This window comes from Sphingomonas sp. (genome assembly GCF_965200135.1).
Taxonomy (GTDB): domain Bacteria; phylum Pseudomonadota; class Alphaproteobacteria; order Sphingomonadales; family Sphingomonadaceae; genus Sphingomonas.
In genome coordinates this window covers 219,433-232,569 of sequence record NZ_CBDATK010000006.1, presented here as the reverse complement: position 1 = coordinate 232,569, position 13,137 = coordinate 219,433, and the positions used below count along the sequence as shown (strand labels likewise).

The following is a 13,137-nucleotide window of genomic DNA, read 5'->3' as shown; positions in this document are numbered from 1 at the left end:
TTGGCGGGAAAGGTGCTGTCAGTCTTACGCGGGCTGGGCTCCACACGATTGTGGTCAGGCTTGAGGGCAGGGGCTTGGCTCGCGATGATCTGGCACGCCGCCTGGGCGGCGGAGCGCCGTTCCTTACAGGTGGTGCGATCAAGGCGGCTGAACGGCGGGATCGCGGACTCGGTCGCTAACGAACGATGCCCTTAGGCAACGTCGATCTCGCGATCACGGTCCGCTTCGATTCCGCACATTCGTGCCGGTGGTTTCGGGCGATCGACTGCGGGTACCGGTTGGTTGCTGTCGGCGCCGTTGCGCGACCGGGCTTCAGTCGATCATCATCAGGCTGGCATTGCCGCCCGCCGCCGTCGTATTGATCGAGGTCGACACTTCCTCCAGCAGCCAGTCCGGCTGATAGGCGAGCCACTGGTCGTCACGGGCGACGTGGACCGCGACGATCGGACCCGGCAGGGCCGCCACCCTCTCCAGAACCGCCGACCTGCGTGCCGCGTCGCCCTCCACCAGCGCGGTAACGCAGTGGTCGGCCGAGGGTGCGAACATCGCCGCGACGGCGGCGGGCAGGGTGGTCGGGAGTGCCATGCCCTCGACCTCGCCGCGATTGCCGGTGGCAAGTACCGCCGCCATCTGCTCGAACAGCCCCGCGCGGGTCGCCGGGACCATCAGGATGCGGCCACGCGGGTGCAGCGCATAGCGGTTGCGCTCGCCGACCGGGCCGGGCAGGTCGACGTCGATGCCGAGCGCGGAGGCATCGCCATAGCGTCGCGCGACGGCGGCGCTCGCGGGTTCGTCGGCGTCGTCGAGCCAGGCGGCGAACTCGTGCAGCACGGCCGGACGCGGGCCGGTCGCGGCACCGGCGATCGGCGGCGCATCCATCAGCCGGCGGAGATACAGCGGCCCGCCCGCCTTGGGGCCGGTGCCCGACAGCCCGCGCCCGCCGAACGGCTGCACGCCGACGATCGCGCCGATGACGTTGCGGTTGACGTAGAGGTTGCCCGCCTTGATCCGCGCGGTGACATGCGCGACCGTCGCGTCGAGACGGGTGTGGAGGCCGAAGGTCAGGCCGTAGCCGGTCGCGTTGATCGCGTCGATCAGGTCCTCCAGCGCTTCGCGGCGATAGCGCAGAACGTGCAGCACCGGGCCGAACACCTCGCGCTCGACGTCGCCGATCGCGTCGATCTCGATGATCGTGGGGGCGACGAAGGTGCCGTGCGCGGCCTCGGCGGGCAGCGGCAGCCGGTCGACCGTCGCCCCGGCGGCGCGCATCGCGGCGACGTGGCGCTCGATCGTCGCCTGCGCCTCCGCCGAGATGACCGGGCCGATGTCGACCTTGAGCGCGTCGGTGCGGCCGATGCTCAGTTCCGCGAGCGCGCCCTTCAGCATCGTCAGCGTGCGGTCGGCGATCTCTTCCTGCAGGCACAGGATGCGGAGCGCGGAGCAGCGCTGGCCGGCGCTGTCGAACGCGGAGGCGAGGACATCGGCGACGACCTGTTCGGCGAGCGCGGAGGAGTCGACGATCATCGCGTTCTGCCCCCCGGTCTCGGCGACCAGCGGGATCGGCAGGCCCGCCGGCGACAGGCGGGTCGACAGCTGGCGCTGGATGAGGCGGGCGACTTCGGTGGAACCGGTGAAGATGACGCCTGCCGTCGCCGGTGCGGCGACCAGCGCGCCCCCGATCGCGCCGTCGCCCGGCACGAGCTGGAGCGCGTCGGCGGGGACGCCCGCTTCGTGCAGCAGCCGGACCGCCTCGGCGGCGATCAGCGGGGTCTCCTCGGCCGGCTTGGCGAGCACCGGGTTGCCGGCGGCGAGCGCGGCGGCGATCTGGCCGGTGAAGATGGCGAGCGGGAAGTTCCAGGGGCTGATGCACACTACCGGTCCGAGCGGCGTCTGGTCGGGGCCGAACGTCGCGCTTGCCTGCGCGGCATAGTAGCGCAGGAAGTCGATCGCCTCGCGCACCTCCGCGATCGCGTTGGGCACCGATTTGCCCGCCTCGCGCACCGCCAGCCCGATCAGCATCGGCATCCGCGCCTGCATCGCGTCGGCGGCGTGTTCCAGCCGCGCCGCGCGTTCCGCCACGGGCACCTCGCTCCAGGTGGAGCGCGCGGCGCGCGCCACCGCTGCGGTGGCGAGCGCAGGCGTCGCCTCGACGACCGCGCCGACCACGTCGCGATGGTTTGCCGGATTCAGCACCGGACGCGCGGTTCCACCGTCGTCGGCCGGGGCAGCGCGCGCCTCGCCCGCCGCGCTCTCACGCAGCGCGTCGCCGAGCGCGGTCAGCAATGTCTCGTCGGTCAGGTCCAGGCCGGCCGAGTTGCGGCGATCGGGATAGAGGTCGGCGGGCAGCGCGATGGCGTCGTGCCGCGCGCCGGGATGTGGCATCGCACGCACGGTCGCGACCGGATCGGCGACCAGGTCGTCGATCTGGATCACGGGATCGGCGATGCGGTTGACGAAGGACGAATTGGCGCCGTTCTCCAGCAGCCGCCGCACGAGGTAGGCAAGCAGCGTCTCGTGCGTGCCGACCGGCGCATAGATGCGGCATGGCCGGTCCATCTTTCCCTTGCCGACGACCTGCGCGTACAGCGGCTCGCCCATTCCGTGCAGGCACTGGAATTCGTAGCGGTCGGCGGCGGCATCGGGACCGGCGAGATGGTAGATCGTCGCCAGCGTCTGCGCGTTGTGCGTCGCGAACTGCGGGAACACCGCGTCGGGCGCGGCGAGCAGCCGGCGGGCGCAGGCGATATAGGCGACGTCGGTGTGGACCTTGCGGGTATAGACCGGGAAGTCGGGCACGCCGTCGACCTGCGCGCGCTTGATCTCCGCGTCCCAATAGGCGCCCTTGACCAGCCGCACCATGATCCGCCGCGCGGACCGGCGGGCGAGGTCGACGATCCAGTCGATCACGGGCGGACAGCGCTTGCCATAGCCCTGCACGACGAAGCCGAGCCCGTTCCAGCCGATCAGATCGGGGTCTAGCGCCAGACTCTCGAACAGGTCGAGCGACGGTTCCAGCCGGTCGGCTTCCTCCGCGTCGATGTTGAAGCCGATCGCATATCCCCTGGCGAGCTGCGCCAGCGCCGTGACGCGCGGCAGCAGCTCGTTCATCACGCGCTCGGTCTGGGCGCGGGAATAGCGCGGGTGGAGCGCCGACAGCTTGATCGAGATGCCGGGGCCGTCATAGACGCCGCGCCCCGCCGACGCCTTGCCGATCGCGTGGATCGCGCGCTCGTAGTCGCGGTAATAGCGCTCGGCGTCGGCCATCGTCGTCGCCGCCTCGCCGAGCATGTCGTAGCTGTAGCGGAAACCCTCCGCCTCCAGCTTGCGCGCGCGCTTCAGCGCCTCGGCGATCGTCTCGCCCGTGACGAACTGTTCGCCCATCATCCGCATCGCCAGATCGACGCCGCGCCGGATCACCGGCTCGCCCGCGCGCGCGACCAGCCGGGTCAGCGCGGCGCCGAGGCCGCGATCGTCGGCGCTGCGGACCAGCTTGCCGGTGACCACCAGCCCCCAGGTCGCGGCGTTGACGAACAGCGGCTTGTCGCCACCCAGATGTGCCGACCAGTCGCCGTCCGACACCTTGTCGCGGATCAGCGCATCGCGCGTCGCGTCGTCGGGAATCCGCAACAGCGCCTCCGCAAGGCACATCAGCGCGATGCCCTCATCGGTCGACAGCGAGTATTCGCGTACCAGCCCCTCCACCCCGCTGCCCTTGTGATTCGACCGAAGCGCGGTCACCAGCGTCGCGGCGGTCGCGCGCACGGTGGCGGCGGTTGCCGGGTCCAGCGTCGCCTCGTCCAGCAGCGGCGCGAGGCACGCCGCCTCGTCGCGGCGATAGGCGGCGGTGATCGCCCGCCGTAGCGGTGAAGGCTGTCGGACCGGCGGGGCGAAGGCGGCGAAGGGAGGCTGATCGTGCATGGCCCGGATATAGGCCGACCGGCGCCGCCGATCTGCCTTATCAGCGGCGTCCGAGTAGCCGACTGGACTTAGTTTTCGCGCCTCCGTAGGTGAAATGTATGATCGCTGCCCCTGGTCCCGTCGAACTGGACTCCTTCGACCGGCGGATGCTGGCCGTTCTGGCGAGCGATGGCCGGATCACCGTCACCGATCTCGCGGCGCGCGTGGGACTGTCGAAGACGCCGTGTCAGGTCCGGCTGCGGCGACTGGTCGACAGCGGCGTTATCGTCAGATTTCGCGCGGTGATCGATGCGACCAAGCTCGGCCTCGATCATGTCGCCTTTGCCGAGGTCAAACTGTCTGACACGCGCGAGGCGGCGCTGGCGGAGTTCAACGCCGCCGTGCGCGATGTGCCCGAGGTGGAGGAATGCCACATGATCGCCGGCGGGTTCGATTACCTGCTCAAGGTCCGTACCGCCGACGTCCGCCGCTATCGGTTCGTCCTGGGCGAACGGATCTCCGCGCTGCCGCACGTCGCGAGCACGTCGACCTTCGTCGCGATGGAGACCGTCAAGGACGGCGGCGCCTCCGCGTGAGGCGGCGCTCGCTCGCGCGCCGGTCCGGTGCTAGCGGTACCCCGGTGTTTACGCCGTCCTAAGTCGGCGGCGGGCAAGGCGAGCACCATGCGTACCGTTCTGGTCACCGGCTCGGCCGGGTTCATCGGTTTTCACCTCAGCGGGTTGCTGCTCGCCGAGGGCTTCCGCGTCGTCGGGATCGACGCGATGACCGACTATTACGACGTGCGGCTGAAGCAGGATCGCCACGCCCGGCTGCTGGCGCACGACGGGTTCACCGCCGAGGAGTTCGACGTCGGCGACGCGGATCGGCTGATGGCGCTGGCCGAGCGCGAGCGGCCGGACGTGATCGTCCATCTCGCGGCGCAGGCGGGGGTGCGCTACAGCCTGGAAAACCCGCGCGCCTATATCGACACCAACCTGACCGGCACGTTCAACGTCATGGAGGCGGCGCGGACGCTGGGGGTCGATCACCTGCTGATGGCGTCCACTTCGTCGGTCTACGGCGCGAACGAGGACATGCCGTTCGCGGAAACGGACAAGGCCGACCTGCCGCTCACCATCTATGCCGCGACCAAGAAGGCGAACGAGGCGATGGGGCATGCCTATGCCCATCTCCACGACCTGCCGACGACGATGTTCCGGTTCTTCACCGTGTATGGGCCGTGGGGGCGGCCCGACATGGCGCCGTTCAAGTTCACCCGCGCGATCGTCGCGGGCGAGCCGATCGACGTCTATAACCATGGCGAGATGTGGCGCGACTTCACCTATGTCGAGGATCTGGTGCGCGGTATCCGCCTGCTGATCGACGCTGTGCCCGTCCGTCCCGCCGGCCGCGCCGCGATCGCGCCGGGCGACAGCCTGTCGCCGGTGGCGCCGTTCCGCATCGTCAACATCGGCAACTCGGACAAGGTGCGGCTGGAGGACTTCATCGCGGCGATCGAGGCGGCGGTGGGGCGGCCGGCGACGCGCAACTATATGGCCATGCAGCCCGGTGACGTACCCGCGACCTGGGCCGACGCGTCGCTGCTACGCAGCCTCACCGGCTATGCGCCGCAGACCGACGTGCGCGAGGGAACCCGGCGGTTCGTCGAATGGTATCGCGGATATTACGACGTCTGACCGCCGCGATCAGCGGCCGATGCTCGCATAGGTGAAGCCCGCCGCGCGAACCTGGGCGGGATCGTAGATGTTGCGGAGATCGACCAGCACCGGCGTCTTGAGCGACGCCTTGACGCGCGCGAGGTCGAGGCCGCGAAACGCGTCCCACTCGGTCACGATCACCAGCGCGTCGGCGCCCTCGATCGCCGCCCACGCGTCGCCCACGAACTCGACCCCGGCGAGCAGCGGCTTCGCCTGCTCCATCCCCTCCGGGTCATAGGCGCGGATCAGCGCGCCCGCGTCCTGCAGCGTCTGGATCACCGAGATGGCGGGGCTGTCGCGCATGTCGTCGGTGTTGGGCTTGAAGGTCAGGCCCAGCACCGCGATGGTCCGGTCGCGGACCTCGCCGCCCATCGCCGCGATCACCTTGCGCCCCATCGCGCGCTTGCGGGTGTCGTTGACCGCGACCACCGCCTCGACGATCCGCTGCGGCGCCTCGTGGTCCTGGCTGGTCTTCAACAGCGCCAGCGTGTCCTTGGGGAAGCACGAGCCGCCATAGCCCGGCCCGGCGTGGAGGAACTTCGACCCGATCCGGTTGTCCAGGCCGATGCCGCGCGACACGTCCTTCACGTCCGCGCCGACCTTTTCGCACAGGTCCGCGATCTCGTTGATGAAGGTGATCTTGGTCGCGAGGAAGGCGTTGCCGGCGTATTTGATAAGCTCGGCGGTGCGGCGGCCGGTGACCAGGATCGGCGCGTTGTTGAGGTAGAGCGGGCGATAGACCTGTTGCATCACCGCCGTCGCGCGCGGGTCTTCGGACCCGATGACGATCCGGTCGGGCCGCTTGAAGTCGTCGATCGCGGCCCCCTCGCGCAGGAATTCGGGGTTGGAGACGACGCCGAACTCGGCCGTCGGGTTCGCCTCCTTGAGGATGCGCTCGACCTCGTCGCCGGTGCCGACCGGCACCGTCGATTTGGTCACCACCACCGCATAGCCGTCGAGCGCCTCGCCGATCTCCTTGGCGGCGGCGTAGACATAGGAGAGGTCAGCATGGCCGTCGCCACGCCGCGACGGCGTGCCGACCGCGATGAAGATCGCGTCGGCCCCCCTCACGCCCTCACCCAGGTCGGTGGTGAAGCGCAGCCGTTTGCCCGCGACGTTGCGCGCGACCAGATCGTCCAGCCCCGGCTCGTAGATCGGCATGACGCCCGCGAGCAGCCGCTCGATCTTGCCCGCATCCTTGTCGACGCAGACCACGTCATGCCCGAAATCGGCGAAACAGGCGCCGGAGACCAGGCCGACATAGCCCGAGCCGATCATCGCGATCTTCAACTGACAACCCCTTCACGCGCGCACAGCCCACTCGGCCGGCGCGAGCGCCGCTACCGCCATTCCCGTTAAAACACTACCCCGCAGGCGGCGGCGCGACGGGGCGGAGCAGCAGGTCCTGATAGTCGAACGAGAAGTCGGCGGTGGGCGACACCGCCTTCAGCGTCGCCTGCGTCACCTTGCCGTCGGCGTCGAGCGTGAAGGTGACATAGGCCGGCTCGATCCCCGGATCGTCGAAGCGCGCGACGAAGGTGTCGTACTGGTAATGCTCCAGCCGCCCGGTCATGCCCGGCGTGCCGGTGAAGTTCACCGTCAGCCCGCGCGCGTCCTGCCCGATCGTGACCTTGCCGTACCACGCATCCTCATAGCTGCCGGCATAGCGCGCCGGCGCCAGCGACGGCCCGACCCTGACGGGTGCCGCCGCCTGCTGCGTCACCGCCGCCGCGGCCCCTTCCAGCCGCCGCTTGACGTACGCCTGGTAGCGCGAGGGCCAGTCCTGCGCCGGCAGGCCCAGATAATGGTCGAGCAGCTCGTACATCAGCCCCAGCCGGATAACCGAGTCCTCCGCGTTGATGGTGATCGCGAAGCCGGTGTTCTTCTCCGGGATCATCACCACGACGGTGGTGAAGCCGAACACGCCGCCCGCGTGCCAAACCACCTTTGCGCCGCGATAGTCGCGCACCTCCCAGCCGAGCGCATAGTTCTGATAGGTCGGCGCGACGCCGGTCAGCTCGGGCGGGGCGGGCGCGACCGGCTCGATCGTCACCGGCGTCCACATCTGCGTCGACGCCGCCTCGCTGAACAGCCGCCCGCCGCCGGGGATCGCGCCGTGGCCGAGCTGGATCTGCAGCCAGCGCGCGAGGTCGTTGGCACTGACCGACAGCAGCCCGGCCGGCGCCGACGCCTGACCCAGCTGGTCGCGCTCGTCGAGCACCCGTTGCTCGGCCAGCCCGCGCACCGTGCCGCCGACGCGGGCGTGCGGCGTGGCGCGGTCGGCGGTCGACAGCTTCACCGTCTGATCGCCGGTCGCGGTCCGCATCCCCGCCGGGCGGAAGACGTGATCGCGCATATAGTCTTCGTAGCGCTGGCCGCTCACCGCCTCGATCACCGCGCCCGCGACCGAATAGAGGATGTTGTCGTAGGCGTAGCCCGAGCGGAAGCTGGTCGCCGGCTTGATGAAGCGCAGCCGGCGGACCAGCTCGGCGCGGCTGATGTTGCTGCGCGGCACGAACAGCAGGTCGCCCGCGCCGAGCCCGAGCCCGCTGCGATGGACCAGCAGGTCGCGGATCGTCATCTCGCGCGTGACCCACGGATCGTACATCTGAAAGCCGGGCAGGTGGTCGATCACCTTGTCGTCCCAGCCGAGCTTGCCCGCGTCGACCAGCGTCGCGAGCGCCGCCACCGTCATCGCCTTGCCGGTCGAGCCGTTCATGAACAGCGTGTCGGCATCGACCCGCGCACTGCCGCCGAGCCGGCGCACGCCATAGCCCTTCGCGAGCACCACCTTGCCGTTCTCGACGATCGAGATCGCGAGGCCGGGAACGCCCGCCTGCCGGCGCAGCGCCTCGACGCGCGCATCGAAGCCGGTCGGCGGGTCGGCCAGCGCGGGAGTCGCGAGGAGCGATAGGGCGAGGAGGGCGAGCTTCTTCATGCGGGCTCCGGGGGGCGAGAGGGACGATGGAGGAGCCGCCAGACGCCCAGCGTCATCAGCGGCACGACATAGACGGCGAGCACGACCCAGGCGAGCAAACGGTAGCCGCCCGCGATCAGCGCGACCAGGCCGACGCGCTCGGCGGCCAGCATGCACAGCGCGAGCAGCACCAGCGCGCCCGCGCCGCGCTGCACCGGCGTCAGCGTCCGCCCGCGCGCGTGCCACGCGCCGGCGACCCGCTCGTTGATCGCATGGACCGCGCCGGTGCCGCTCTCCAGCAGCGCGGCGAAGATCATCAGCTGGAACAGATAGCGGAACCAGGGATGGCCGAGCCGCGCGAGCAGATAGTCCGACGGCAGCGCCTCGCCGGCGATGGCGGGCATGAAACCGGTCATGCAGACGAAGAAGACCAGCGCCGGCAGCATCGCCAGCGGTCCCGCCGCCAGCCCGGCGACCACCGCATCGCGGTCACTGGTCAGGTGGCGCAGCACCGGCAGGATGATGACCGCGCCGACGATGTTATAGCCGGCATAGGTCAGGCCGCCCCCCGCCCAGTCGGTGCTCATCGTCACCGGCCCGGCAAAGGCGGTGCCGATCCGGTCGCCGAACGCGCTCAGCGCGAAGATCGCGAACAGGATGTAGACGCCGTAGAGCAGGATCGAGACCCAGGCGAACAGCCGCTCGACCGAGTGGTTGCCGAACGCGGCGACCGTGGCGATGCACGCCATCAGCGCGGCGGTGCCCGCGAGGCGCGGCAGGCCGAGCGTCGCGTGGCCGATCTCGCCCGCCGCCGCGCCGAACACCGCCAGCACCAGCACCACGAACAGCATGTAGGCGAACTCGAACACCACCCAGCCGCGCCCGAGCAGCGCCTGGAAGAAACCGCGATAGTCGCGGGCCGCCGCCATCCGCGCGAACAGGAAGGTGGCGACGCACACCGCGCTCCAGATCGCGGTCGCCAGCGCCATCGCGGCGAGCCCGCCCCAGGCACCGGCGGGCAGGAAGAACTCGGCAATCTCGCGGCCCGTGGCATAACCGCCGCCGATCACCACCGCCTTGAACGCGAGGCCGGGCAGCACGAGCCGCTGGAAGCGGCTCGGCCGGATCGCGTCCGGGGCGGCGTCGCTCACGCCAGGCAGGCTTCGACCAGCGCGTCGAACGCCGTGCCGCCGCGGATCGGATCGGCGACCGGCAGCCCGGTCTCCGCCGCGGTCGCCGCGATCGCGGCGCTCGCCGCCGCCGCGTCGAGCGCGCCGGTGTTGAGGCTGACGCCGACGCACCGGATCGCGGGGTTGGTGACGCGCCCCAGCGCGACGGTCTGCGCGATCACCGCGGCGATCGAGGGCAGGGCGGTCGCCTCCACGCCTAGCATCCCGATGCGCGTCGGATCGTGGCAGACGACGAACACGTCGGGCTGGCTGCCGTGGAGCAGCCCCAGCGATACCGCCGCATAGGAGGGGTGGAAGAGCGAACCCTGCCCCTCGATCACGTCCCAGTGATCGGGCGCGGCGGCGGGGCTGAGCCGTTCGGCGGCGCCCGCGACGAAATCGGCCACCACCGCGTCGATCGGCACGCCGGCACCGGCGATCAGGATCCCGGTCTGGCCGGTGGCGCGAAAGGTCGCGTCGACCCCGCGCGCCGCGAAGGCGCGGGCCAGCGCCAGCGCGGTGTATTTCTTGCCCAGCGCGCAGTCGGTGCCGACCGTCAGCAGCCGCTTGCCCGCGCGCTTCAGGCCCGATCCGACCGACAGGTCGGCGGGGGGCGTGCGGACGTCGTGCAGCCGTCGCCCGTGCCGTTCGGCCGCCGCCGCCAGACCGGGCATGTCGCCCAGCCGACTATGCATCCCTGAGATCAGGTCCAGTCCCGCCGCCAGCGCCTCTTGCAGCGCCGGCAGCCAGCTCGCCGGGATCGCCCCGCCGGGGCTGGCGACGCCGATCACCATCGCCCGCGCGCCCGCCGCCACCGCCGCCGCCGGGGTCATCGCCGGCAACCCGGTGCTGACTCGCGCGCCCGGCAGTGCCAGTTCGCCGACGCAGCGCTCGCCCGCCCAATCGCGCAGGCCGAGCGCGGTCTTGGCGAACCCCGGCTCGACCACGTCGCCCATGAACAGCAGATAGGGCGACGGCAATTGCGTGGACGCCACCGCCGTGTCGGCACGCACCAGCACCGCTGCGTCCATTAGAAGCGGACGCCGACCGTCGCGCCGAGCGTGCGGGGGCGGATCGAGGTGGCGCGGAGCAGCGGGATGTTGTTGCCGCCGATCCCGGCCGGCACCGCGGTCGGATAACCGGCGGCGTTGATGAGGCCCTGACTGTCGGACAGGTTGCGCGCATAGACCTGGATCGTGAAGTTGCCGATGTCGGCGCCCGCGCGCAGGTTCACCGTCGCATAGCCGTCGAGCGTGATCTGGCGTCCGAACGCGGCGCGGTAATCGGCGTCGAAGCCGGCCTTCTGGTCGTCCTGCAGGTGGACGTCGCCGCCGATGAACGCGGTGCTGTCACCGACCGCCCAGCGATAGTCCGCCGAGACGTTCCCCGACCAGCGCGGGACGAAGGGCAGGTCGTCGCCGGCCAGGCCCCCCGCCAGGTTCAGCCCGCCATTGGCGGTGGTGTCGTCGCGCAGGTTGGCGCGGGTATAGGCGATGTTCGCCGACACCTCGAAGCCCGGCGTCGGCCGCATCGTCGCGGTCGCCTCGCCGCCATAGGTGCGCGCGCGGCGGCCGTTCGCGTTGACGCCGACCGGGCCGGCGGACGAGTTGGCGGTCGACAGGATCAGGATGTCCTTCCAGTCGACATAGAAGCCCGCCAGGTCGATGCCGAAGGTGCGGTCGGCGGTCTCCGCCTTTAATCCCGCCTCGTAGCTGATGAGCGTGTCCGACCGGAACTCGGCCGGAAAGCCGGCGGGGGCGCCGGCCGGGATGAAGTTGGGGCCGCCGGGGCGATAGCCCTTGGCGACGCGGGCATAGACCGCCGCGCGGTCGCTGATCTCGAAGCGCGGTGCCACCGACCAGGTGAACACGCCCTCCTGCGACCGGCCGCTGACCGGCGTCCCCATGCCGAGCTGGATCACCTGCTGGCGGCTGTCCTGCTTGTTGTCGCTATACCGCCCGCCCAAAGTCAGGTCGAAGCGCGGGCCGAAGTGGAAGGTGCCGTTCGCATAGCCCGCCAGCTCGCGGTAATGCGCGTCGATATTGGCGAAGACGAAGCGCGAGAAGGTGAACGGTCCGAACGTGGCGGCGGTCGGGATGAACGCGAGCGTCCCGAACGAGAAGGGCAGGTAATCCTGATCGAGCGAGGTCGTCTCGCGCGTGTAGTATCCGCCCACCACCAGGTCGAAGAAGGTGGAGCTGGGCGTCACCAGCCGGACTTCCTGCGTCACCTTCTTCAGCCCGGCGTTGTTGCCGAAGCCGATGCCGACGCCCGACGCGCTCTGGGCGCCATAGATCGCCGCCGCCAGCCCCTGCGCGCCGTTGGTGCTGATGTCGGTGATCTGGTCCTGTTTCTGCGTCGCATAGCTGCTGACCGAGGTCAGCGTCGCGAAGCCGACGTCCCAGTCGATCGTGCCGTTGTACAGGCGATAGTCGATGTTGTGGAACTCGGGATAGCGTTCGTAGCGGGTCTGCGTCTTGCCCGTGGATGCGCCGGTGATCGCGTTGACCGCGCGCAACGTCGCCGGATCGGCATCGAACTGCGACTGTGAATCGACCTCGATGTTCTGGATGATCGCGGTCAGCCGGACCGAGAAGCGGTCGGTCGGCTTGAACAGCAGCGAGGCGCGGCCGCCATAGCTGTCCGCGCGGTCGATGTTGGTGCCCGGCAGCCCGGTGCGCTGTAGATAGCCCGGCGTGCGGTGGAAGAACCCGCTCGCGCGCAACGCCAGATTGTCGCCGAGCGGCAGGTTGAACAGCGCGTTGGCGAGGTAGCCCGTCTCGCCGCGCTTCGCCGTCTCGACGCCCGCCTGCGCGCGCACCTCGATCCGCTCGGTGGACGGCGCGTTGGTGACGTATTTCAGCACGCCGCCGAGCGAGTTGGAGCCGTACAGCGTGCCCTGCGGCCCGCGCAGCACCTCGATCCGTGCCACGTCGAACGTGTCGAAATCACCCGCCAGGATCGCGCCGTTGGCCAGGCTGCCGCTCTGTCCGAACGGCGTGTCGTCGACATAGACCGCGACGGTCGAGCCGACCGAACCGGTGTTGATGCCGCGCAGTATCAGGCGCGCCTGACCGGGATTGTCCTGCGTCACGTTGAGGCCGGGAATCTGCGCCGCATAATCGAGAAAGCTCTTCGCCTGCAGCCGCTCCAGCGCCTCGCCACTCACCACCGAGATCGACTGCGGCACCTCCAGCAGCGTCTGCTCGCGCCGCTGCGCGGTGACGATGACGTCCTGCGACTGGCCGGTGATCGCCTCTGCGCCGGTGCCCGGCTGGACGTCGGTCGCGGGCTGCGACGCGGCGTTGGTCTGCGCCAGCGCGGGGGCGGCGATCACCAGCGTCGTGGAGGCCAGCAGGGTGGCGAGGGTCGTGCGCATCGATTTGTCTCCCTTAATGGCTGTTAGCCGATCATCGTCGACACCCGCCTATTCGGA

At 70.2% G+C, this 13,137-nt stretch carries 8 protein-coding genes; 2 read left to right on the top strand and 6 right to left on the bottom strand.

Translation table 11 applies throughout. From position 1 onward, the window contains the following. Positions 1–312 precede the first annotated feature (312 nt). Positions 313–3,918, bottom strand: coding sequence for a trifunctional transcriptional regulator/proline dehydrogenase/L-glutamate gamma-semialdehyde dehydrogenase (putA, locus tag ACOFKS_RS05710; protein WP_419808279.1), 3,606 nt, complete (start codon positions 3,916–3,918; stop codon positions 313–315). Between the two features lie 98 nt (positions 3,919–4,016). Between putA and ACOFKS_RS05705 the strand changes: the two genes are divergently transcribed. Further along, entirely contained in the window at positions 4,017–4,493 is a 477-nt protein-coding gene (locus ACOFKS_RS05705) for an Lrp/AsnC family transcriptional regulator (protein WP_419808278.1), read from the top strand. 87 nt (positions 4,494–4,580) lie between these two features. Then, the gene (locus ACOFKS_RS05700; protein WP_419808277.1) at positions 4,581–5,594 is read left to right on the top strand and encodes an SDR family NAD(P)-dependent oxidoreductase; all 1,014 of its coding nucleotides are present in this window, start codon (positions 4,581–4,583) and stop codon (positions 5,592–5,594) included. Between the two features lie 9 nt (positions 5,595–5,603). Here the strand turns inward: ACOFKS_RS05700 and ACOFKS_RS05695 are convergent, their stop codons facing one another. The 5 genes from ACOFKS_RS05695 to ACOFKS_RS05675 form a co-directional block, all read right to left on the bottom strand. Next, positions 5,604–6,905, bottom strand: coding sequence for a UDP-glucose dehydrogenase family protein (locus ACOFKS_RS05695; protein WP_419808276.1), 1,302 nt, complete (start codon positions 6,903–6,905; stop codon positions 5,604–5,606). A 73-nt stretch (positions 6,906–6,978) separates the two neighbouring features. Next, entirely contained in the window at positions 6,979–8,553 is a 1,575-nt protein-coding gene (locus ACOFKS_RS05690; protein ID WP_419808275.1) for a serine hydrolase, read from the bottom strand. Beyond that, positions 8,550–9,683 carry a hypothetical protein gene (locus tag ACOFKS_RS05685; RefSeq protein WP_419808274.1) on the bottom strand — a complete coding sequence of 378 codons (1,134 nt, stop codon included), beginning with the start codon at positions 9,681–9,683 and terminating at the stop codon, positions 8,550–8,552. The genes ACOFKS_RS05690 and ACOFKS_RS05685 overlap by 4 nt, the downstream gene beginning before the upstream one ends. Continuing rightward, on the bottom strand, positions 9,680–10,732 hold the full coding sequence (locus ACOFKS_RS05680) for a DUF1611 domain-containing protein (RefSeq protein ID WP_419808273.1): 1,053 nt from the start codon (positions 10,730–10,732) through the stop codon (positions 9,680–9,682). The genes ACOFKS_RS05685 and ACOFKS_RS05680 overlap by 4 nt, the downstream gene beginning before the upstream one ends. After that, a complete protein-coding gene (locus ACOFKS_RS05675) occupies positions 10,732–13,080 on the bottom strand; it encodes a TonB-dependent receptor (RefSeq protein WP_419808272.1) in 2,349 nt (782 codons plus the stop codon). Before ACOFKS_RS05675 ends, ACOFKS_RS05680 begins: the two co-directional genes overlap by 1 nt. Positions 13,081–13,137: the final 57 nt, after the last annotated feature.